General features: G+C 65.0%; 17 protein-coding genes and 1 riboswitch. Of the genes, 9 read left to right on the forward strand and 8 right to left on the reverse strand.

Going from position 1 to position 21,760, the window contains the following annotated elements:
• The first annotated feature begins 2 nt into the window (after nt 1-2).
• From AWB65_RS03650 to dhaK, 8 genes are read left to right on the forward strand one after another with little or no spacing between them, the layout of a single operon-like run.
• Nucleotides 3-1,334 carry an ABC transporter substrate-binding protein gene (locus AWB65_RS03650; protein WP_125474062.1) on the forward strand — a complete coding sequence of 444 codons (1,332 nt, stop codon included), beginning with the start codon at nt 3-5 and terminating at the stop codon, nt 1,332-1,334.
• 59 nt (nt 1,335-1,393) lie between these two features.
• Nucleotides 1,394-2,359 (forward strand): carbohydrate ABC transporter permease, encoded by a 966-nt coding sequence (locus AWB65_RS03655; protein ID WP_087654365.1) that lies wholly within the window; start codon nt 1,394-1,396, stop codon nt 2,357-2,359.
• Complete coding sequence (locus AWB65_RS03660; protein WP_087665841.1) at nt 2,356-3,309, forward strand: carbohydrate ABC transporter permease; 954 nt, start codon at nt 2,356-2,358, stop codon at nt 3,307-3,309. Before AWB65_RS03655 ends, AWB65_RS03660 begins: the two co-directional genes overlap by 4 nt.
• Nucleotides 3,306-3,476 carry a hypothetical protein gene (locus AWB65_RS36620; RefSeq protein ID WP_200821656.1) on the forward strand — a complete coding sequence of 57 codons (171 nt, stop codon included), beginning with the start codon at nt 3,306-3,308 and terminating at the stop codon, nt 3,474-3,476. Before AWB65_RS03660 ends, AWB65_RS36620 begins: the two co-directional genes overlap by 4 nt.
• A 2-nt stretch (nt 3,477-3,478) precedes the next feature.
• Entirely contained in the window at nt 3,479-4,555 is a 1,077-nt protein-coding gene (locus AWB65_RS03665) for an ABC transporter ATP-binding protein (protein ID WP_087665842.1), read from the forward strand.
• Nucleotides 4,548-5,567, forward strand: a complete 1,020-nt coding sequence (locus AWB65_RS03670) for an ABC transporter ATP-binding protein (protein ID WP_087665843.1) — start codon at nt 4,548-4,550, stop codon at nt 5,565-5,567. Before AWB65_RS03665 ends, AWB65_RS03670 begins: the two co-directional genes overlap by 8 nt.
• Nucleotides 5,564-6,193, forward strand: a complete 630-nt coding sequence (gene dhaL / locus AWB65_RS03675; protein ID WP_087665844.1) for a dihydroxyacetone kinase subunit DhaL — start codon at nt 5,564-5,566, stop codon at nt 6,191-6,193. Before AWB65_RS03670 ends, dhaL begins: the two co-directional genes overlap by 4 nt.
• A gap of 17 nt (nt 6,194-6,210) precedes the next feature.
• Nucleotides 6,211-7,200 (forward strand): dihydroxyacetone kinase subunit DhaK, encoded by a 990-nt coding sequence (dhaK, locus tag AWB65_RS03680; protein WP_087665845.1) that lies wholly within the window; start codon nt 6,211-6,213, stop codon nt 7,198-7,200.
• Between the two features lie 4 nt (nt 7,201-7,204).
• On the opposite strand, the gene AWB65_RS03685 is transcribed toward dhaK, so the two are convergent.
• Complete coding sequence (locus AWB65_RS03685; protein ID WP_087665846.1) at nt 7,205-7,891, reverse strand: Fe2+-dependent dioxygenase; 687 nt, start codon at nt 7,889-7,891, stop codon at nt 7,205-7,207.
• Nucleotides 7,892-7,977: 86 nt separating this feature from the next.
• Nucleotides 7,978-10,188, reverse strand: coding sequence for a TonB-dependent receptor (locus AWB65_RS03690; RefSeq protein ID WP_087665847.1), 2,211 nt, complete (start codon nt 10,186-10,188; stop codon nt 7,978-7,980).
• Between the two features lie 214 nt (nt 10,189-10,402).
• A riboswitch (yybP-ykoY riboswitch) is annotated at nt 10,403-10,580 on the forward strand.
• A gap of 8 nt (nt 10,581-10,588) precedes the next feature.
• Between AWB65_RS03690 and mntP the strand changes: the two genes are divergently transcribed.
• Nucleotides 10,589-11,158, forward strand: coding sequence for a manganese efflux pump MntP (mntP, locus tag AWB65_RS03695; RefSeq protein WP_087665848.1), 570 nt, complete (start codon nt 10,589-10,591; stop codon nt 11,156-11,158).
• 4 nt (nt 11,159-11,162) lie between these two features.
• On the opposite strand, the gene yjfF is transcribed toward mntP, so the two are convergent.
• From yjfF to bcsZ, 6 genes are all read right to left on the reverse strand, one after another.
• A complete protein-coding gene (gene yjfF, locus AWB65_RS03700) occupies nt 11,163-12,248 on the reverse strand; it encodes a galactofuranose ABC transporter, permease protein YjfF (protein WP_235007492.1) in 1,086 nt (361 codons plus the stop codon).
• On the reverse strand, nt 12,245-13,282 hold the full coding sequence (locus tag AWB65_RS03705; RefSeq protein WP_087665849.1) for an ABC transporter permease: 1,038 nt from the start codon (nt 13,280-13,282) through the stop codon (nt 12,245-12,247). The genes yjfF and AWB65_RS03705 overlap by 4 nt, the downstream gene beginning before the upstream one ends.
• Nucleotides 13,279-14,793: a sugar ABC transporter ATP-binding protein gene (locus tag AWB65_RS03710; RefSeq protein WP_087665850.1), complete on the reverse strand. Its 1,515-nt coding sequence runs from the start codon at nt 14,791-14,793 to the stop codon at nt 13,279-13,281. The genes AWB65_RS03705 and AWB65_RS03710 overlap by 4 nt, the downstream gene beginning before the upstream one ends.
• Nucleotides 14,794-14,832: 39 nt before the next feature.
• Entirely contained in the window at nt 14,833-15,801 is a 969-nt protein-coding gene (locus AWB65_RS03715) for an ABC transporter substrate-binding protein (RefSeq protein ID WP_087665851.1), read from the reverse strand.
• A gap of 196 nt (nt 15,802-15,997) precedes the next feature.
• The gene (locus AWB65_RS03720; protein ID WP_087665852.1) at nt 15,998-20,614 is read right to left on the reverse strand and encodes a cellulose synthase subunit BcsC-related outer membrane protein; all 4,617 of its coding nucleotides are present in this window, start codon (nt 20,612-20,614) and stop codon (nt 15,998-16,000) included.
• Entirely contained in the window at nt 20,608-21,759 is a 1,152-nt protein-coding gene (gene bcsZ, locus AWB65_RS03725; RefSeq protein ID WP_087665853.1) for a cellulose synthase complex periplasmic endoglucanase BcsZ, read from the reverse strand. The genes AWB65_RS03720 and bcsZ overlap by 7 nt, the downstream gene beginning before the upstream one ends.
• Nucleotide 21,760 lies beyond the last annotated feature (1 nt).

Genomic DNA, 21,760 nt, shown 5'->3' on the forward strand with positions numbered 1-21,760 from the left:
ACATGTTACGGCTTACACCACGCAGGATGGCCGCGGCGCTGGCGTTGTCGCTAGGGCTTTGCATGGCGACGGGCGCACACGCGCAGGGCAAGCAGTTGACGCTCTGCTGGGCGGCATGGGACCCGGCCAACGCGCTCGTCGAATTATCGAAGGACTTTACGGCGAAGAGCGGCATACAAATGAAGTTCGAGTTCGTGCCGTGGACGAGTTACGCGGACCGCTTTCTCAACGAACTAAATTCGAAGGGCAAGCTGTGTGACCTGATCATCGGCGACAGCCAGTGGATCGGCGGGGCGGCGGTCAACGGCCACTACGTCAAGCTCAACGACTTCTTCGCAAAGAACAAGATATCGATGAACGACTTCATGCCGGCGACCGTCGTCGGCTATGCGGAGTGGCCGAAGAACACACCGAACTACTGGGCCTTGCCTGCAATGGCCGATGCGGTCGGCTGGACTTATCGCAAGGACTGGTTCGCGCGGCCTGAACTGCGCGCCGAGTTCAAGCAGAAGTACAAGCGCGAACTCGAACCGCCGCAAACATGGGACGAACTCAAGCAGACCGCCGAGTTCTTCCAGGGCCGCAAGATCGACGGCAAGACGGTGTATGGCGCGTATATCTTCACCGAGCGCGGCTCCGAAGGCATCACGATGGGCGTGACCAACGCGCTCTACAGCTTCGGCTTCGAGTACCAGGACCCGAAGAAGCCGTATCACCTGGAAGGCTTCGTCAACTCGCCCGATGCGATCCGCGGGCTTGAGTTTTACAAGTCGCTCTACAAGTGCTGCACGGCGCCGGGCATGACCAACGCATACATGCAGGAAGGGCTCGATGCGTTCAAGTCCGGCCAGGTCGCGATGCAGATGAACTGGTTCGCGTTTTTCCCTGGGCTGTACAAGGACCCGAACGTCGGCGGCGACAAGATTGGCTTCTTCGTCAATCCGCGTGAAAAGAAGCAGTTCACGCAGCTGGGCGGGCAGGGGATCTCGGTCGTGTCGTACTCGGATCACAAGGACGATGCGCTCGAATACATTAAGTGGTTCGCGCAGGCGGACGTTCAGAAGAAATGGTGGCAACTGGGCGGGTATTCGGCGGCGAAGTCGGTGGTGCAAGACCCGAGCTTCCCGGGTAGCGCGCCGTTTGCGCCGGCTTTCCTGAAGTCGATGGAGATCGTGAAGGACTTCTGGGCCGAGCCTACTTATGCCGAGTTGCTGCTGGATATGCAGAAGCGGGTGCATGACTACGTCGTCGCGGATAAGGGGACGGCCAAGGAAGCACTCGATCTGCTGGTGAAGGACTGGAACAAGGTGTTCAAGAGCGCAGGGAAGAACTGAGGTTCGATGATGAGGTGGCCGCGCTTGTCGGGCGGCCTCCTCGTCGATGGAGACACCCAATGCAAGCAGACAGGCCATTCGCATCGCAAGAGCAAAAGGAAGTGCAGTCAGCGCAGGCATTACGCGCAGCCAGCAAACTGCGCGGCCTGTCCGACCGCACGATCGCATGGCTCTTCATTCTTCCGACGATCCTCCTGCTCCTCGCGATCAACATCTTTCCGCTGATCTGGGCGCTGCGGCTGTCGTTCACGAACTTCAAGTCGAATATGCCGAGCGTGGCGGCGCGCTTCGTCGGCATCGACAATTACGTCGATATTCTCACCGACGAGGACGTCTGGTACGCGATGCAGGTCACCGCGCGCTTCGTATTCTGGTCGGTGGGGCTCGAAGTGCTGCTCGGCTTCGGGCTCGCGCTTTTGATCAACCGGCAGTTTCGCGGCCATAGTTTCTGGACGACGCTGATTCTCCTGCCGATGATGCTGTCGCCTGCGGTGGTCGGCAACTTCTGGACATTTCTCCTTCAGCCGCAGACAGGCCTCTTCAACGACATCGTCAGCTTCTTCACCGGCATCGCGCCCGGCTCGTTCCAGATGATCGGCGACGTGAAGCTCGCGCCGTGGACCATCGTGATGGTCGACGTATGGATGTGGACGCCCTACGTGATGCTGATTTGCCTCGCGGGCCTGCGCTCGATTCCCGACTATATCTACGAAGCCGCCGAAGTGGATCGCGCGAGCCCGTGGCGCCAGTTCTGGTCGATCACGCTGCCGATGACGCTGCCGTTCCTCATGCTCGCGGTCCTCTTTCGCGGCATCGAAAACTTCAAGATGTTCGACATGGTGAATCTGCTGACTTCGGGCGGGCCCGGCTCGGTGACGGAGACGGTATCGATCACGCTCAAGCGCGCTGCGTTCGAAAAGTGGCAGACGGGTTATTCGTCCGCGCTCGCGATCATACTTTTCGTGACCGTGTTCGGCGCGGCGAATATCTATATCAAGGCCCTCAACCGGATCAAACAGCGATGAGACCGTCAGGCACCGCACATTCAGTCGTCGCGGCATCGGCGGCCGGCAAGCGCTTCGCGGCGTTCGTCGTGATCGCGTATGCGCTGGTCACGACGCTGCCTATCGCGTGGATTTTCATGACGAGCTTCAAGTCGCAGGAGGACGCGATCGCGTATCCGCCGGTCGTCGTGTTTCATCCGACGCTCGAAGGGTACGTGAGCCTCTTCACGATCCGCTCGCGGCAGACGCCCGAGTTCATCGCGAGCCTGCCGCCCGCCACGACGTGGTACGAGCGCGACGTGCGCAAGCGCAACATGGTGATCGCGGGGCCGTCGAAGGTGTTGCCGCGCTTCATGAACTCGCTCGTGATCGGCTTTGGCTCGACGTTTCTCGCCGTGTTCCTCGGCACGCTCGCCGCGTATGCGTTCTCGCGCTTCAGGGTGCCGCTCGCGGACGACTTGCTGTTCTTCATCCTCGCGACGCGCATGATGCCGCCGATCGCCGTCGCGATCCCGATCTACCTCATGTATCGCGCGCTGGGCCTGAGCGATAGTTACGTCGGCATGATTGTGCTTTATACGGCGGTGAACGTGTCGCTTGCGGTGTGGTTGCTCAAGGGATTCATGGACGAGATACCGCGCGAGTACGAAGAAGCCGCGCTCGTCGACGGCTATACACGCCTGCATGCATTCGTGAAAGTGGTGCTGCCGCAGGCGGTCACCGGCATCGCCGCGACGGCGATCTTCTGCCTGATCTTCGCCTGGAACGAATATGCGTTCGCGTCGCTGCTCACGAGCGGCGACGCGCAGACGATGCCGCCGTTCATCCCTTTCATCATCGGCGAAGGCGGGCAGGACTGGCCGGCGGTCGCGGCCGCGACGACGCTCTTCGTGCTGCCGATCCTCTTTTTCACCGTCGTGCTGCGCAAGCATCTTCTGCGCGGCATCACTTTTGGAGCGGTGCGCAAATGAGACATATGCTAAGTCGCGGGCCGGGTGAAGCGGTATCGACGGTCATCATCGGCGCGGGGATCGCGATGCTCGTGCAACCGTTTTCGCTCACGCTCTATACGTGGTCGTTCCCGGTGATTCTTGCGGGCGCCTTCGCGTTTCTCGTCACCAGCCATTTTCCGGACTGACCATGTCGACGATCGTTCTCGTCAACCTTCAGAAACGCTTCGGCGATTTCACCGCGGTGCGCGGCACGGATCTCACGGTCGGCGCGGGGCGTTTCGTCGTGCTGCTCGGACCGTCGGGCTGCGGCAAGACCACGACGCTGCGCATGATCGCCGGGCTCGAACTGCCGACCTCGGGCCAGATCCTGATCGATGGCGAGGACGTCACCGCATTGCGCGCGCGTCAACGCGACATCGCATTCGTTTTCCAGATGTTCGCGCTCTATCCTCACATGACGGTGCGCAACAACATCGCGTTCCCCCTTAAGAACGAGCACGTGCCGCGCCACGAGATCGCGTCGCGCGTGGATGCGGCCGCGCGCATGCTGCGCATCGAAGAGTTGCTCGATCGCAAAACGGGTGGCCTTTCCGGCGGCGATCGCCAGCGCGTGGCGCTCGGCCGCGCGATCGTGCGCCAGCCGAAGGCGTTCCTGATGGACGAACCGCTCGGCACGCTCGATGCCGATTTCCGCGAACTGATGTGCCTCGAATTGCGCAAGCTGCACAACGCGCTCTCCGCGACGACGGTCTATGTGACGCACGATCAGAGCGAAGCAATGGCGATGGCGGACGACCTCGTCGTGATGAACCAGGGCGAGGTGCTGCAATCAGGCCCGCCGCACGAGATCTATCACTATCCGGCGACGGTGTTCGTCGGCAACTTCATCGGCAGTCCGCCGATGAACTTCCTGCCGGTCGAGGGCGCTGTGCACGCGGGCGATGAAACCGTGCGCCTGCATGACGCAGCGGTATCGATACCGCGATGCGATGCCACGGCCGAGCGCGTGCTGCTCGGCATCCGGCCGGAGCATGTCGTGATCGACGAACACGGCCCGCTGCGCGGCAAGGTGATCGCTGATGAGTATCTCGGTTCGCATCAGGTGCTCATCATCGAGACGGCCGTGGGCACGCTCAGGGCGCGCACGAGCAAGGATGCGCGGCTTGCGGCGGGGTCACCGGTGGGACTGTCGTTTCGCCGCGATCGCACGCTGCTCTACGATGCCGCGAGCGGGCGCCTTCTTCCAGGAGCCGCGCATGGCTGAGATCCAGTTGCGCAACGTGACGAAGCGCTTCGGCTCGATCGTCGCCGTCGACGATCTCTCGCTCGACGTGCAGGACGGTGAGTTCGTCGTCATCCTGGGCCCAAGCGGCGCAGGCAAGACGACGACGCTGCGCCTCATCGCCGGCCTCGAAGGCCCCGACGCCGGCGACGTGCTGATCGACGGCGAACTCGCGACGCACGTGCATCCGTCGGAGCGCGACGTCGCGTTCATCTTCCAGCAGTATTCGCTGTATCCGCACCTGAGCGTCTTCGACAATCTCGCATTTCCGTTGCGCTCGCCGCGCCGGCGCAGCAGCGAGAACGAGGTGCGCGCGCGCGTCGAAAAAGTCGCCGCGATGCTGCACATGGAAACGAAGCTCGCGAACATGGCGACGCATCTTTCGGGCGGCGAGATGCAGCGCGTCGCGATCGGCCGCGCGCTCGTGCGCGAGCCGCGCGTGTTCCTGATGGACGAGCCGCTCTCATCGCTCGATGCGAAGCTCCGCGAGGAACTGCGCATCGAACTGAAGCGCCTGCACCGGACGATCGGCGCGACCATCGTCTACGTCACGCACGATCAGGTGGAAGCGACCACGCTCGCAGACCGCATCGGTATCCTCGAACATGGGCGCCTCGTGCAGATCGGCACGCCGCGCGAAGTCTATGGCGACCCGTCGTGTCTCTCGGCGGCGCGGCGCCTCGGCTCGCCTCCGATCAACCTGCTGCCGCGCGCGTTCTTCGAGACGGCCGCCATTCCCGACGATACGTCGGTCGTCGCGATCCGTCCGGAAGACATCGTGCTCGACGCGCCCGATATGAAGAGCGCGCTGGAACTGAAGGTGCTCGAATACTCGCCGCTGCGCCATCTGCTGATCCTCGATCGCAACGGAACGCCCGTTGTCGCGACGACGTCGATTGAGCGCAACTTCAGCCCGGGGCAGACGGTCGGCGTGTCACTGCCCGCTCGCAGCCTTTTATATTTCCGCGCGGACGGAAGGAGGATCCGGACATGAACGGCAAGACGGTCATGGCGTGCATCGATGCCGCGCACGCGGCGCTGGTGGCGCACACGGACGAGATCGCGCTGCTCGATCAGCAGATCGGCGACGGCGATCACATCTTCAACCTGCTGCGCGGCATGGAGGCGCTCGTCGCTCTGCGCGCGCAGATCGAATCCGCCGCGTTCGGGCCTGCCCTTGACCTCGGCGCGATGAAAATACTCTCAACGGTGGGCGGATCGTCTGGGCCGTTGTTCTTTTCGCTGCTCAACGGCATGGCGAAGGCGGCGGCCAGCAACACGATGGACGTCGCGGGGTTCGCGGCCATCTTCGCGGCCGGTGTCGATGCGGTCGGACAGCGCGGCAAAACAGGCCGCGGCAGCAAGACGATGATGGATGTGCTGATCCCTGTCGCGCAACGCTTCGCGGAGATGGCGGCGGCGGGCGCATCGGCGGCGGAAGTGCGTGATGCGTTGCCGCAGATCGCGGAGGCTTCGATGCTCGCCACGCGCGACATGCTCGCGACCAAGGGCCGCGCATCGTTTCTCGGCGAGCGCTCGCGCGGTCACATCGACCCCGGCGCGCGTTCGAGCCAGCTCATGATCGCCGCGTCGTGCGCGCGGCTCGGTCAAACCCTCTGAAGCAAGGAGCCAGGACCATGAAGAAGTTCATCAACCACGTCGACGACTTTCTGTCGGAAAGCCTAGCCGGTTTCGCCGCCGCGCATGCCGATCTCGTCGTGCTCAACGACGAGCCGGTGTACGTGCGGCGCCGTGAGTTGAAGCCAGCCAAGGTCGCGCTGATCTCGGGCGGTGGCTCGGGGCACGAGCCTTTGCATAGCGGCTTCGTCGGTTACGGCATGCTCGATGCCGCGTGTCCCGGCCAGGTTTTCACGTCGCCGACGCCCGACCAGATGATGGCGGCGGCGAAGGCCGTGGATACGGGCGCGGGCGTGCTCTTCATCGTGAAGAACTATTCCGGCGACGTGATGAACTTCGAGATGGCCTCCGAGATGTGCGAGGTCGAGAACGCGATGGTGCTCATCAACGACGACGTCGCCGTCGAGAATTCGAGCTATACGACGGGACGGCGCGGCGTCGCGGGGACGGTGATCGTGGAGAAGCTGGTCGGCAGCATGGCCGAGAGCGGCGCTACGCTTGCGCAATGCAAGACGTTCGGCGATCGCATCAACAAGCGCACGGCGTCGATGGGCGTGGCGTTCACGAGTTGCACGGTGCCTGCGGCGGGAACGCGCACGTTCAAGATCGGTGATGATGAAATCGAGGTGGGCGTCGGCATTCATGGCGAGCCGGGACGCAGGCGCGCGCCGATGGCTTCCGCCGATGCGATCGCGGGCGAGTTGCTGACGGCGATCGTCGATGATCTGAAGCCGGCGGAAGGTGCCCAGTTGCTCGTGCTCGTGAATGGGTTGGGCGGCACGCCGTTAGGCGAGCTTTACCTGCTGTTCAATTCGACGCGGCTTTGGCTGCAGCAACGCGATTTGCATATCGCGCGGGCGCAGGTCGGGTCGTTGACGACGTCGCTCGAAATGGCGGGGGCTTCGATCACGCTCTGCGTTCTCGATGACGAGATGACGACGCATTGGGATAGCCCCGTGCATACGCCGGGGATGCGCTGGGGAATGTAGCGGCTTACGTATCGCTCCAGATACGCAAGAGGTTGTGATAGCACCCGACGAGACTGCGCCGCGCGGCATCGTCCGCGTTTTGCGCGTTCAGGCGCTGGATTGCTGTATCCATATCGAAGAGCAGCGTGCGGCGCATGTCGTCGCGCACGAGGCTCTGCACCCAGAAGAAGCTCGCCACGCGCGCCCCGCGCGTCACGGGCCGCACCTGATGCAAACTTGTCGCCGGATAGACGAGCGCATGTCCCGCGGGCAGCTTCACTTCCTGCACGCCGTAGGTATCCTCGATCACGAGTTCGCCGCCGTCGTACTCGTCGGGCTCGGAAAGAAACAGCGTGATCGACACATCGGTGCGCACGCGCGCGCCGTGTCCCGGCACGATGCGGATCGCGCCGTCGACGTGACTGCCGAAATGCATCCCGCCTTCGTAACGATTGAAGAGCGGCGGATACACGCGGTTCGGCAGCACGGCGCTGATGAAAAGCGGATGCCGCTCCAGCGCGCCGAGTATCACGTCGCCCATTTCGCGCGCGATCGGCGAGCCTTCCGCGATCTGCTGGTTGCGCTTGACAGGCGCGCCCTGATAGCCGGCGGTCGCGCGGCCGTCGACCCAGGAGTCGGTGGCGGCGTCGAGCCGGGCGCGCATCGCGGCGGCATCGGCGGGAGTGAGGACGTCGGGGATCGAGAGAATCATCGCGGGTGGGTTCCTGCATTTCCTGCGTTGCCGCGCGTGGCCCACGAGAGCCGGCGCGCGGGCTTCCAATGCTACGAAGCTGCGTTTCAGAAGAAGCGGTAGTTCAGCGTCGCGAGGAAAGTCCGGCCGAGGCCAGGCACCGCGCGACCGCCATCGGACGGAATCAGCGCATCGTAATACTTCTTGTCCGTCATGTTCAGGACGTTGAACTGGATGTCGTACTTCTTCTGATGATACGCGGCCATCGCGTCCCAGCGCGTGTACCCGCCGACCGACACGTAGTTCGTGTTCGCCGCATAGCGCGATGACGTGTACACCGGCCCGCCGCCGATCTCCCACTGCGGCGTGAACGCGTAGGTCGTCCACAGCGTGAGCATGTTGCGCGGGGTGTTCGCGAGCGTATGGCCTGTGGTGCCGTCGGCGGCCTTCAGCACGACGCCGTTCATGTACGTGTAGCCGCCGAACACCTGCCACTTGTTCGTGATGTGACCCGCCACACCGAGCTGATAGCCGCGCACGCGCACGTCGCCGTCGAGCGTGTATTCGCCGGTCGAGGTCTGCGTACGGGCGTTGTCCTTCTCGATGTTGAAGAGCGACTGCGTGATCGACAATCCGCCGCCGAGCAAATCCCACTTCGCACCGACTTCATACGAGCGGTTCGTCTCCGGCGAGATGTTCTGCGTGGTGTTCGTAAGCGTCAGCGCTTCGAGCGACGGGTTGAACGACGTGCCGTACGACACGTAGTACGACTGTGTCTCGGTCGGCTGGAAGATGATGCCGCCGCGCACGCTCGTGTAGAAGTTGGTCTGCGTGGCGTAGGAGGGCGCGTTGATGGAATTGTGGATCGACGCCTCGAAGCGGTCCCAGCGCACGCCGCCGACGATTTTCCAGTAATCGCCGAGCGAGATCGTATCGTTCGCATAGATGCCGATGCCGTTCGCGCTCGATTCGGCGAGATTGGTCGCGAGTTCGCGCACGTTCGACGGCCGGTTGTTGTACGGCGGATTGAGCAAGGGCACGATCGCGATCGTATTCGACGGCAGGCCGGGCGCGGTCGCCGTAAAGGTCTGGTTGCTGTACGTCTCGTGACTCAGGTCGACGCCCGCGACCACTTCGTGCTTGACGAAACCGGTGGCGAACTTCGCCTGCACGTCGGTCGTGTTGTAGACCGAGTGATCGTTGATGTTGCGGTCCTTGCCTTGCAGGCGCACGTAGAGGCTTTGCAGCGGCAGCGTCGTGTAGTTGCCGTTGGTGAGCGCCGTCGACGTGCCGAGCGGACCTGTCAGCACGGCTGCCGGGTTGGTCGCGCGCGCCTCGGTGCTGTAGTGGCTGAACTGCGTTTCGTTGCGCAGCGTGACGTTCTCGTTCACGCGATGCACGATGCGCGCGGAGAGCGTCTGCACGTCCTGGATCGTGCGGTCGTCGGTGAAGCCGTAGAAGGTCTTGCGATCGACCGGCGCCGGATGGCCGTTGAGCGGCGGCACGCCGTAGTCGGGCTGGTCGCGGTTGTGCTGGATCAGCGCGGAGAGTGTGATTTCCGTGGGCGTCCCGATGCCGAACTTCACCTGCGGCGCGATGCCGAAGTCCTTGCTTTTCATCACGTCGCGCGTCGAGCCGAGGTCCTGGCCGAACGCGTTGATGCGAAACGCGGCGGTGTCGGTGATCGGCTGGTCGAGGTCGACCGTCGTGCGGTAGCGGTCGTGCGTGCCCGCCATCACCGAGACGTCGGCGCGCTTCTTGAGCGTCGGCTGCTTGCTGACCTGGTTGATGACGCCGCCCGTCGAGCCGCGCCCGAAGTACAGCGACGACGGGCCGTACAGCACGTCGATCGAATCGAGGTTGAAGGTGTCGCGATAGTACTGGCCGCGGTCGCGGAAACCGTCGAGGTAGATGTCGGTGCGGGCCGTGAAGCCGCGCAGGTTGATGTTGTTGCCGATCTGGCCGCCTTCAGCCGCGCCGATCGTAATGCCGGGGACGTTGCGCAATGCGTCGGAGAAAGACGTCGCCGCTTGCGACTGCATGACTGATTTGGGCACCACGACAACCGCCTGCGGGATGTCGCGCAACGCGGTCGGCACCTTTGCGCCGACGCTCGATGTTTCCGGCTGGAAGTCGCTGCTCGTATCGGCTTGACCCGTCACGCGCACGGCGGGCAGCGTCGTGCCTTCGGCGGGAGAAATGTCGGCGGGAGTGGCTTGCGAAGTGGCTTGCGGTGCGGTCTGCGCGTAGAGCGGCGCGGCGATGGGTGCAGCGATGATCGTCATCAATGCCGCGGCAAGCGGCGTCTTCCTCAACATGTGAATCCCCGATCCTGTGATTTTTGCAGGCGAGAGAAGTCGTCGCTAGATGCAATGAAAATTCCAGACAACAACGTTTCTCGATAGTTAATGCGAATCACTATCATTACACGGGTGGAAATTATTTGCAAGAATGTGTAATAAAGCAGGAGATTTGGTGAGATTTTGCGAGAAGCGTGAATTATTACACCATGCTTTCAGGTGTGGTACGCTCACGTCTGTCTTTGGGGAGTAGCCGGCTTCCGTTTAACGGAAGCGCTCATGTCAACACACTCGGTCACCTCGACCGTGGCATGAGCAGCCATCAGCGCTTTAAGGTTGGCAAGACCATCGACATGTCAGCGCGACCCGGCCGGGCGTGCGGCATGTCGTTCGTCATGCCCGGCCAGAACGCTACTTCATGAATATCGCTTCCACGCTTTTGCTCGCCGTCGCCATGTCGACGGATGCCTTCGCCGCCGCCGTTGGAAAGGGCGCGGCCCTCCATCGTCCGCATCTGCGCGAGGCGCTCAGAACCGGGCTCATTTTCGGGATCATCGAGGCGTCGACGCCGCTCGTCGGCTGGGCGCTCGGCCGTGCGGCCGCGCCTTACGTCGAATCGTGGGATCACTGGATCGCGTTCGGCCTGCTCACGCTGCTCGGCTTGCGGATGATCCGCTCGGGCTTTGGCACGCCCGAGCCGGAGACGCAAAAGCCGGAACGCCATTCGCTGTGGCTGCTCGCGCTGACCGGTTTCGCCACGAGTCTCGATGCGATGGCGGTCGGCGCGGGGCTCGCCTTCATCGACGTGAACATTCTTTCGACCGCCGCGACCATCGGCCTCGCGACGATGGTGATGGTGACGCTGGGCGTGATGGTCGGGCGGTTTTTGGGCGCGGTGGCGGGACAGCGCGCGGAGATCGGCGGCGGGGTGATTCTGATCGTGATCGGCTCGGTGATACTGGCCGAGCATCTGGGGTTCATGCGATAGAAGCTCAACTACGCGGCGTCATCGCGACCGAATCGGCGCGCGGTTCATCATCGCGTGGGGCCGCCCGCCGCCCGTTCGCTTTCACGCGCTCCTTCATCCCCGTGCCGCCCGACTTGCGCCTCGCCGCGTGCCGTTCGATCACGCGCTGCAGCAGGCAAAACGCACATAAAAGCGCCCCGATCACGATGCGTGTCCACCACGAGCTGAGCGTGCCGTCGAAGGTGATGAGTGTCTGGATCGTCCCGAGGATGCCGACGCCGAACACCGATCCGATCACGTACCCCACACCGCCCGTCAGCAACGTCCCGCCGATCACGGTCGCGGCGATCGCATCGAGTTCCATGCCTTGTCCCTGCAAGCCGTAGCCCGAGAGCACGTACAACGTGAACACGAGCCCGCCCAACGCCGAGCAAAACCCCGAAAGCGCATACACGCCGACCTTCGTCCGCGCGACCGGCAAACCCATCAGCAACGCGGAACGCTCATTGCCGCCGATCGCGTAGACGTTGCGCCCAAAGCGCGTGAAATGCGCGACGAAGATCGCCACGGCGAGCGTCGCCAGAGCGATCAGCGACCCCGCCGTCAGCGAGCCGCTGCCCACTTGAAGGTGATACCCCGAAATCGCGTGAAAAGCGGGATCGTTGATGGTGATCGATTGCGTCGTGATGAGGAAGCACGCGCCGCGCGCGAGGAACATGCCCGCGAGCGTCACGATGAACGGCTGCAGCCGGAAGAAGTGGATCAGCGCGCCCATTGCGGCGCCGTAGAGCGTGCCCGCCGCGAGCACGAGCGGCACGATCACCCACACCGGCCAGTGAAGGCGCTCGGCGAAAACTGCGGCAAGGATCGTCGTCAGCGCGACGACCGAGCCGACCGACAAATCGATCCCGCCCGACACGATCACGAACGTCATCCCGATCGCGACGATCAGCAGGAACGCGTTATCGACGAGCAGTCCGAGCAGCACCTGCAGCGAGAAAAAGCCGGTGTACATCACCGAGCCGAAGCCGAACAGCACGGCGAACAGCACGACGGTGACGACGATCGGCAGCGTGCGCGGATCGATCAGGCGTTCGAGCAGGTTTCTCATCGGGCGGCCTCGGCGGCGGGCTTCTTGTTGGCGAACGGCAACGCGCGCTTCAACTGCCGCACGAGCACCGTGCGCGCGGTCGCGGACTGGATCACGCTGACCACCAGCACCACGGCTGCCTTCACGACGAGCGTCGCCTCGGGCGGCACGCCGATGGAATACGTCGTGTAGGTGAGCGTCTGGATGATGAGCGCGCCGAGCACCGTGCCCGCAAGGCTGAAGCGCCCGCCGAGCAGCGACGTGCCGCCGAGCGTCACGGCGAGGATCGCGTCGAGTTCGAGCAGGAGGCCCGCGTTGTTGCCATCGGCGCTGCGCACGTTCGAGCTGATCAGGATGCCCGCGAGCGCCGCCGTCAGTCCGGAAAACGTATAGACGCCGAACACGATCGCGCTCGAACGCAGGCCGACCAGACGCGTCGCCACCGGATTCACGCCGATCGCGCGGATGAACAGCCCGAGCGCCGTGCGGTTCATCAGGAGCGCCGTGACCGCGAGCGCGCCCACGGCGACCCACACCGAGCACGGCACGCGCGCCAGATAGCCACCGCCGACGACGAGATAACCCGGTGCGCCGATCGGAATGATCTGACCGCCGGTGAGTAATTGTGCGACGCCGCGTCCGGCGACCATCAGGATCAGCGTCGCGATGATCGGCTGCATGCCGACGAACGCGACCAGCAAGCCGTTCCACATGCCCGCCAGCACGCCGACCGCAAGCGCCGCGACCAGCGCCAGGCCGACGCGCGAAGGATCGTCGGCGAGAATCGTCGCGGCGGCCGCGCCCGCGATCGCGACGACGGCGCCGACCGAAATATCGATGCCGCGGGTCGCGATCACGAGCGTCATGCCAAGCGACACAAGCACGAGCGGCGCGGCGCGATTCAAAATGTCGATCGGCGCACCGAACAGGTGGCCGTCGAGCAGCGTGACGGAAAGAAACGCGGGGTTGTGCGCGAGATCGAGCCCGCACAGCGCGACGAGCGTGAGCAACGGCCACAGAAGCTGATGCTGCAAACCGGTTTTGATCCAGTTCATTCGCTACCTCCCGCGATCAGCCGGTACACCTGATCCTCCGATGCCGCGTTGCCCGCCACTTCCGCGACCTTGCGCCGGTCGCGCAGGACGGCGATCCGGTGGCTCACGCGTACGACTTCGCTCACCTCCGACGAGATGAACAGAATCCCGAGCCCTTTGGCGCAGAGCGCCAGCACGCGGTCCATGATCTCGAATTTCGCGGCGACGTCGATGCCGCGCGTCGGTTCGTCGAGGATCAGCATTTTCGGCTCGGTCGCGAGCCAGCGCGCGAGCAGCACTTTCTGCTGGTTGCCGCCCGACAAAAGCCCGATCGGTTGCTCGGCGTCGCGCGCCTTGATGCCGAGGCGTTCGATGTAATCGTCGGCGATCTGGCGCTGTTTCGCCCGGCCGATGAAGCGCCACACGCCACGCCGCGCCTGCAACGCGAGCACAATGTTCTCGCGTATCGACAGATCCGCGACGATGCCTTCTTTCTTGCGGTCTTCCGGGCAATAACCGACGCCGTGGCGCACCGCATCGCGCGGCGAATGCAGCTTCGCGGGCTTGCCGCCGATCGTCATCGTGCCCGCGTCGGCGCGCTCCGCACCGAAGAGCAGCCGCGCCGTCTCCGTGCGCCCCGAGCCGAGCAGGCCCGCGAGGCCGAGGATCTGGCCGGGCTGCACGTCGATATCGACGGGATTCATCACGCCGCGTCGCCCGACGCCGCGCATCTCCACGAACGGCGGCACCGCGCTTTTCTGCGCGGGCGGCTCGGACGCGGCGCGCTTCAGACGTTCCGTCATCCGCTCATGGCCGACCATTTTCGAGACGAGTAGTTCGACCGGCAAATCCTTCGCCAGATATTCGCCTTCGCGTTCGCCGTTGCGCATCACGGTGATGCGATCGGAGATGGCGTAGGTCTGCTCCAGAAAATGCGTGACGAACAGGATTCCGATGCCTGATTGCTTCAACTTGCGCAACACGTCAAAGAGACGCGTGACCTCGCCGTCGTCAAGGCTCGAAGTGGGTTCGTCGAGAATCAGAACGCGCGCATCGACCGACAGCGCCCGCGCGATCGCCACCATCTGCTGCACGGCGATCGGATAGGTATCGAGCGATTTCGTCACGTCGAGCGACACGTTGAGGCGCGCGAGCGCATCCGCCGCGCGCTCGTGAATCAGGTTCCAGTCGATTGCGCCGCGCCGCTTCGGTTGCCGCCCCGCGAACACATTCTCCGCCACCGACAAATTCGGACACAAATTCACTTCCTGATACAACGTGCGGATGCCGGCGGCTTCCGCCTCGAGCGGCGTCGAGAAGGCGACGCGCTCGCCGCCGAGCAGGATTTCGCCGGCGTCGGGCGCGTGGACGCCGGTCAGCACGTTGATGAGCGTCGATTTGCCGGCGCCGTTTTGCCCCATCAGCGTGTGGATTTCGCCGGGGTAAAGCCGGAAATCGACCTGCCGAAGCGCCTTGACGCCCGGAAAAGTCTTATCCAGGCCGATGGTTTCGAGAATCGGGGCAGCGGTCATGTTCCTCCAGCAAGTCGAGTGCGGGCAAAGGCGCTTCGCTCAGTACTTGCGGGTCGGCATGACTTCGGCGGCGACGCTCATCGGGAACACGGTTTCCTCGGTCACGATGCGCTTCGGCAACTGCTTGCCCGCGACCACGTCCTTGACCGCCGTCATCAGTTGCGGGCCGAGCAGCGGGCTGCATTCCACGTCGACGTTGATCTTGCCCGCGACCATCGCCTGGAAGCCGCCCTTGGTGGCATCGAACGAGACGACGCTCACGTCCTTGCCCGGCTTCCAGCCCGCTTCCTCCATCGCCTGGATCGCGCCGAGCGCCATGTCGTCGTTGTGCGCGTAGACCACGTTGATCTTCTTGCCGTAGGTCTTCACGAACGCTTCCATCACCTGCTTGCCGCCCGCGAGCGTGAAATCGCCGCTTTGCGACGCGATCACCTTGAACTTGGGATCGTTCTTGATGACTTCGAGCAGGCCCGCGCGCCGGTCGTTCGCGGGCGCCGAGCCGACCGTGCCCTGCAATTCCGCAATGTTGATCGGGCCGGGTTCGTTCTTGTAGCGTTCTTCGAGCCATTTGCCCGCGCGGCGGCCTTCTTCGAGGAAATCGGAGCCGATCATCGTCACGTAGAGCGACTTGTCCTTCACGTCGATGTTGCGGTCGGTCAGGATCACCGGGATCTTTGCGTTCTTCGCTTCGAGCAGCACCGGTTCCCAGCCCGATTCGACGACCGGCGAGAACGCGATCACATCGACTTTCTGCGCGATATACGAGCGGATCGCCTTGATCTGGTTTTCCTGCTTCTGCTGGGCGTCGGAGAATTTCAGGTTGATGCCGGCCTCGGTGGCGGCGCTTTTGACGGACACGGTGTTGGCCGTGCGCCAGGCGCTTTCCGCGCCGACCTGCGCAAAGCCGAGCGTGATTTTCTTGTCCTCGGCGTGGGCGAGCGGGCCGAATGTCAGGGCGAACGCGGAACCGACCAGCGCGGCGAGCGCGTCGCGTCGTGAAAGTGTCATGGCTGTCTCCGTTGTGTTGTCGGTACCGCCGCGATTAAGGGGTCGCGGTCGTCAAGGCTCGTACCAATCCGGAGATTAGCTCCGCCACGCATGACGGTCCAATCCTTTAAATCGCTGTGCCGATACCGTTTTTGATATGGCGGCGGCGCCTCCAAATGAGCACAGCCGGGCGGACCCGGCTGTTTTGTAGATCGCGTCAGTTCGACAGCGAGAGATAAGGCGAAACGAGCGGATTCGGCGGGAATGGCGAGAGGCCCGACTGCTTCGTGAAGCTGTATCGGAAATACACGGCCGCCAGCCACTCGCGATACTGATAGGCGTTGCCGAAGGCCGCCGTCGCGCCGAATGCGAGCTGCGGCGCGAGCTGGTACTCGCCCGTCGCGTTGAGCGAGTACGACACGCCGGTCTTGCTCTGCGACGGATAGACCGCGCCGGCATCGGGCGTGAGGCCGCTTTGTGCCGCCGCGGCCTGATAGCCGCCGTTGGTCGGGAAGTAGTTCGACGCGTCCTGCCGGTAATGCTGCACGCCGATCGACGCCTTCAGGTCATACGTGAAGAGCCCCGAGCGTCCCATGTACTCGACCGGGAAGTTGAGAATCACGTACTGCTGCGGGCTGAAGTAGCCGCCCTGACCATACGTGAAATACGACAGGTTCTTGTTGTAGTGCATCAGCGTGGTGTTCGCGCCGACTGTCAACGTCTGGTCGGCGTCCTTGATGACGCGCGTGTAGATGCCGCCGCCGCCCTTCACCGCGTTGTTGCTCGCGACATTGTTGCCTTCGAGGTACTGGAACGCCGCATTCACGTAGATGCCGCTCGTGCCGTCGTCCCAGCCGAGGTCGGCGCGCGCGCCGTTCGACGTCACGCCGCCCCATTCGAGGCCCGCGCCCTGGTCGCGCGTGCCGGCGTAGGAGAGCAGGCTGTCGGTGACGGCGCGCCGCGCGACTGCTACGGAATACGACACCTTGTCGGTGATCGCGTTCTGATACTGCACCCCGCCGACGACCGTCGTTTCGCGGAAGCCGAGCGGCGTCGAGCCGACATCGCCCTTGATGTTGCGGTTCTCGTAGCCGAGCGACAGACCGACGCCGGTCGCCGTCTGCGAGCCGTAGGTGTTGGTGAGCCCGGCGGCGTTGGGCACGCCCGTCAGCACGGCCTGGCCCGAACCGAAGCGCGCGAGCGTCTGCTGGTTGGTGGCGGCGGTGCCGGCGTCGAGCGTGACCGGCGTCGCGCGCACGACGATGTGGCCGTTGCCCGCCTTGATGCGGCCTTCGATCGGCGCTTCGATATCGGTCAGGTTCGAGAGGCCGTCCTCGCCGTTGCGGTTGCGGAACACGATCCCGCCCGACACCGTGCTCGCCTGCTCGCGTTCGATCTGGGCGAGTTCATCGGCGACGCTCGACGGCTGGGCGCCAGCGACAGCGGCTTGCGATTGCGTCGGGTTGACCTGCTGCGCGTAGCCTGCAGGCGGTTGCGGGATGTATTGCTGCTGCGCGTAGGCAGGCTGGCGTGCGTAAGGTTGCGGCGCGTATTGCTGCGGCTGCGGCGCATACGGTTGCTGCGCATAAGCCTGCTGCTGCTGCGGATAGGGCGCTTGCGAATAAGTGGGCGGCGCGCCGTATTGGTTCGGCGTCTGCGCCGCGCGCGCCGTCGACGACTGCTTCTTGCCCGTCGAGCGCTTCGAATTCGAGGCGGGCAGCGGCATACCGCCCGCCGCCGGGTTCGCATAGGCGTTCGCTTGCGCATCGCGCGCTGCCTGCGACATCGGCCACGGCGTGCTCACGTACGGGTCCTGCGCGGGATAGGGCGCCGGCGCTTGCTGATACGGCTGGGCCTGCTGCTGCGGATACCCCGGCTGATACGGCTGCGCTTGCTGTTGCTGCGGATAAGCGGGCTGATACTGCTGCGCGTCTTGCCCCGGATACGGCTGCAACGGCGCGGCAGCGGGCGCGCCCGACTGGCCCGAGCCGTACGTATCGGGGCCATAGCCACCGCTCGCTGCCACCGGACGAGGCACGCCGGACGGCGCCCCCGGCGCGCCATAAGGCGCAACATAAGGCGCGCCATAAGGCGCAACATAAGGCGCGACATAAGGCGCGGGCTGGGAAGGCGGCAGGTAGTTCGGCACGGCTTGCGTCGGAGAGGTGGTCGGCTGGAAAGGGGCCGGGAAAGCGGTCGTGGCCGTATCGACGGCCGTCTTGCCTTCGAACGGATTCGTGCCCGGCAGCGGCGTCGTGCCGATGCGCTGCATCGCGGTTTCCCAGCCGCGCGGCACGTTGCCCGGTGCGCCCGCGACCGGTCTTGCAGACGGCGCGAGCGGCGTATTGGCCGCGATGAGCGAGCGCTGCAGATACTGCGCGGCGAGACTGAGCTTGCCCTCCGCGCGATACATCCGGCCGACGGCGGCAAGCACCGCAGGGTCGCCGGGAGCGGTTTGCAGCGCCTGGTTCGCGAGCGTCTCCGCGTATCGAAAATCCTTCGCGCCCGCCGCGGCGGGGATCGCGGCGACTTGCAGGTCGAGATCGTCGGGACGGCGGGTGAGCGCCTGGCGATAGCACCGGAGCGCGCTGGCATCGTCGCCGGCGGAGGTGTAGAGACGCGCGAGCGCCGCCTGTAAATCGGCGTTGTCCGGCATCGCGGCGAGCCACGGCGAGATCACGTCGTAGGCGGCGGCGAGGTCGCCGCGCAGGCGCACGGCATCGGCCTGACGGATCACGATCCCGAGATTCAGGTTGCTGAAGTCGGTGCGCTGCTGCGGCGTGAGTTGCATCGACGCGAGGCGGCGCATCACCGAGCCGAGTTCGGCGTCCTGCCGCGTCGACGAAAGGATGCCCGCGTATTGCAGCAAGAGACCGGCGTCGTTGGGCGCGGCGGCCATCGCGTTGCGCACGAGCGATAGCGCGCGGCCCTGGTCGCCCGCCGCCAGATACCCCGACGCCACCGCGCCGATCAGTTCCGGCGATCCATACGCGACCGGCTCCGCCGCCTGCAATGTGGCGAACGCCTGCTGACGCTGCCCGCTGCGCGCCTGGCGCACGGCGAGATCGGCCTGTTGATGCACCCACAGCCGGTGCTGCAGCGTGGTCATCGCGGCGGTGCGTTGCGCGGCCGGAATCCGTTCAAGCTGCACGAGCCCCGCCGACCAGTCCTGCGTCTCGGCGGACAGCAGCGCGCTCGCGTAGAGCGCGTCGGTCATGTCGGGATGGGCGGCGAGCAGGCCGTCCATCATGCTGCGCGCGTTCGCAACGGCGCCCTGCCGCACGTAGATGCGCGCGAGGTCGAGCCGCAGCCACGGATCGTCGGGATTGTTCAGGAGCGCGTCTTCGAAAAGACTGCGCGCGCTGCCCAGATCGCCGCGCGCTTCCGCCGCGCGCGCCTGCGCCGCTTGCGCCTCGCCGCGCAGCTTGTTGATGCCGCCCGCCTTCGATTGCTGTTCCGCGTTCAACTTGTTCGCGAATTCGAGTGCTTCGTTGCCGCGACCCTGCGCCGCGAGCGCGCCGACGAGTCCGCGGATCGCGTCGGGATTGTCGGCCTGACGGCGCAACGCCATGCGGTACGCGGCTTCCGCGCCGCGCGGGTCGCCGGAAGCGAGCAGCGTCTCGCCGAGCAGCGTTTGCGCGGTGACGTCAGACGGATTCACGGCGATCGCGCGCTCCAGCAGCGCCTTAGCCTTCGCGTTGTCGCCGTTGCTGCGCGCGCCGATCGCCTCGCTCGTGTAGGTCCAGTAGGTCGCGCTGGTGAGCGCGTCCTTCCAGCGTGCGGGATTGCCCGCCCGCGACGCGCGTTCCAGATACGTGCGCGCCTCGGCGAAGCGCTCCTGCTTGAGCGACGCGACGCCCATGCCGCCGAGCGCATCGCCATCGTTCGGGTTCGATGCCAGCACCGACGAAAACTTCGCGCGGGCCGTCACGAGATCGCCGCGATCGAGCGCAGTGAAACCTTCCGCGACGGTGCGTCCGCGCGCATCGACGGCGGCGTCGGCCTGCGAGCGTTCGCGCGCGGCCTTGTCCTGCTGCACCATCGAATCGAAGCGGGCCTTGACGGCGGCGTCGTCCGGTGAGGTTTGCAGGTATGCCTGATAAAGCGGTGCGTCGGAAGCGCGCGCGCCGAGCCACAAGAGGGCCTGCCGCCAGCTTTTCCTGGCTGCTGCGCCGACCGTCGAATCGTTCGACAACTGCGCGAGACGCGCGATGCCGTCGCGGCGGGTCGTATCGCGATAGGTCAGGTGCTGCGCGTAGGCGAGCGTATAGCGCGGATCGTCGGCGTTCTGGCGCGCGAGCTGTTCGAGCCCGCGGCGCGCTTCGTCCCAGCCCTGCGGCGTGGCGGCGAGCGCCTGGTAATACTCGAGCTGGAGCGCGGGCGTGGCGGGCTTGCCTTCGATCGCGCGCTTGTATTCCTGCACCGCTGACGCACTCTGTCCGCTCTGCGCGAGACGCCGCGCGTCGTTCACGGTCTGGTCGCGAGAACTGGTTTCGCCGAGGCGCCGGCCGAGATCGTCGATGCTCGGGTAATTCGGCGCGACTTCCCGCAGACGCGCGAGATATTGCTGCGCGCCGCTGCCGTCCTTGCGGTCGGCGAGGACCATGCCCATGCCGAAGAGCGCGTCGGGCTGTTTCGGATCGATGCGCAGCACTTTCTGCCACGCCTGCTCGGCGAGGTCGCCGCGCTTGTGGGACTGCCAGTACTTGCCCTGGTCGATCAGGACGTTCAGCGGATCGGCCGCCGCTTGCGCGAAGACGATTCCGGGAGCCTGCGCGGCGAACGCCGTCGCGAGGCCGAGTGCAATGGCGCGTTTTTTAGCGCGAATCAGCATGCGCTTCTCCAGCTCGGCACGAGACGGCCGGCATCGTCGAAACGATAGCGGCCGTCGATGAATCCAGTGCCGAACAAGCCCAGCACACGATCGTAGTAAACAGGGTCGCGCCCGGCGCCTTGCGGCGGCGCGTCGAGTGCGGCGAGATGGGTGCGGGCGAGGCCGAGCGCGCGCTCGTCGCCCAATGCCTTGAAGTACGGCGCGAGCGCCGCCCAGTAGCTGAGCGGGCCGTCGCCTGTGGGCGCGCCCGTCGTCGACGCGACGCGCTCCGGCGGCACGCCCGTCTGCGCGATGCTCTGGCGCATACCGCCGAGCGCGGCGAGCCACGGCTTCGCGAGCGGATCGGACGGCGCGGCGAGTCCCGCCCATAGATACACGCGGATCGCGTCGTAGCTGCCGGTGTCGCCGTTTTTAGGATCGACCACGAACTGGCCGTCCTTGTATGCCGCCCAGTCGGGCGCGTAGCCGTGCGGCGACGTCGTTTTGACGAGCTTGTAGGCGTTCTCCGCGATGCGCGCCCACGGGCCGCCGGGTACTTCATGCGCGAGCGCGCGCAGAACGGGCAGCGGCAAATAGCTCGGATTCAGGCGCGTCACGTCGCCAGTTTTGAAGCCAATCGGGCCAGGCAGCAGCATCGGCCCGAGATTCGGCAAATCGACGACTTCCTGCTTCGCGATCTGCGCGGCAAGCGCCTGGCCGAGCTTCGTGTACGCGGAGTCTTTCCAGAGGCGCCCGGCCTGCAACAAATCGTAGGCGATCCACACATCCGAATCCGATGCCGAGTTCGGATCGAGCACGCCATACGAGCCGTCCGGCTTCCGGCCCCATTGCCACGCGGGCAGGCGCATGTTCTGCGCGTCGAACTGATTACCGGCGAGATTCGTGCGCGTCCAGTTGAGCAGGCGGTCGAACGTCGCGCGGTCGTTCGCAACGAGCGCGAAGAACATCGCGTACGACTGGCCTTCCGAGGTCGTCTGCTGCGCGGGCGTCGAATAGTCGATCACGCGGCCGTCCGCCTGCACGAAGCGCTCGACGAACGTGCGATACGCGTTCCAGTCGGCGGGGCACTGGGCGGCGTTCGCTACGTTCGCGGCGCCCGAGGCAAGCAGCACCGCCGATAAGCCGATTCCGATCACATGCCGCATG

This window comes from Caballeronia humi (assembly GCF_001544475.1).
Taxonomy (GTDB): Bacteria; Pseudomonadota; Gammaproteobacteria; order Burkholderiales; family Burkholderiaceae; genus Caballeronia; species Caballeronia humi.

Excerpts from the sequence above, each read along its gene's own strand:
- mntP (WP_087665848.1), top strand. The coding sequence starts at position 10,589 with ATGAATATCGCTTCCACGCTTTTGCTCGCCGTCGCCATGTCGACGGAT.
- AWB65_RS03720 (WP_087665852.1), bottom strand. The coding sequence starts at position 20,614 with ATGCTGATTCGCGCTAAAAAACGCGCCATTGCACTCGGCCTCGCGACG.
- AWB65_RS36620 (WP_200821656.1), top strand. The coding sequence starts at position 3,306 with ATGAGACATATGCTAAGTCGCGGGCCGGGTGAAGCGGTATCGACGGTC.
- AWB65_RS03665 (WP_087665842.1), top strand. The coding sequence starts at position 3,479 with ATGTCGACGATCGTTCTCGTCAACCTTCAGAAACGCTTCGGCGATTTC.
- dhaL (WP_087665844.1), top strand. The coding sequence starts at position 5,564 with ATGAACGGCAAGACGGTCATGGCGTGCATCGATGCCGCGCACGCGGCG.
- AWB65_RS03705 (WP_087665849.1), bottom strand. The coding sequence starts at position 13,282 with ATGAACTGGATCAAAACCGGTTTGCAGCATCAGCTTCTGTGGCCGTTG.
- AWB65_RS03670 (WP_087665843.1), top strand. The coding sequence starts at position 4,548 with ATGGCTGAGATCCAGTTGCGCAACGTGACGAAGCGCTTCGGCTCGATC.
- yjfF (WP_235007492.1), bottom strand. The coding sequence starts at position 12,248 with ATGAGAAACCTGCTCGAACGCCTGATCGATCCGCGCACGCTGCCGATC.
- AWB65_RS03715 (WP_087665851.1), bottom strand. The coding sequence starts at position 15,801 with ATGACACTTTCACGACGCGACGCGCTCGCCGCGCTGGTCGGTTCCGCG.
- AWB65_RS03650 (WP_125474062.1), top strand. The coding sequence starts at position 3 with ATGTTACGGCTTACACCACGCAGGATGGCCGCGGCGCTGGCGTTGTCG.
- AWB65_RS03655 (WP_087654365.1), top strand. The coding sequence starts at position 1,394 with ATGCAAGCAGACAGGCCATTCGCATCGCAAGAGCAAAAGGAAGTGCAG.
- bcsZ (WP_087665853.1), bottom strand. The coding sequence starts at position 21,759 with ATGCGGCATGTGATCGGAATCGGCTTATCGGCGGTGCTGCTTGCCTCG.
- AWB65_RS03660 (WP_087665841.1), top strand. The coding sequence starts at position 2,356 with ATGAGACCGTCAGGCACCGCACATTCAGTCGTCGCGGCATCGGCGGCC.
- AWB65_RS03690 (WP_087665847.1), bottom strand. The coding sequence starts at position 10,188 with ATGTTGAGGAAGACGCCGCTTGCCGCGGCATTGATGACGATCATCGCT.
- AWB65_RS03710 (WP_087665850.1), bottom strand. The coding sequence starts at position 14,793 with ATGACCGCTGCCCCGATTCTCGAAACCATCGGCCTGGATAAGACTTTT.
- dhaK (WP_087665845.1), top strand. The coding sequence starts at position 6,211 with ATGAAGAAGTTCATCAACCACGTCGACGACTTTCTGTCGGAAAGCCTA.
- AWB65_RS03685 (WP_087665846.1), bottom strand. The coding sequence starts at position 7,891 with ATGATTCTCTCGATCCCCGACGTCCTCACTCCCGCCGATGCCGCCGCG.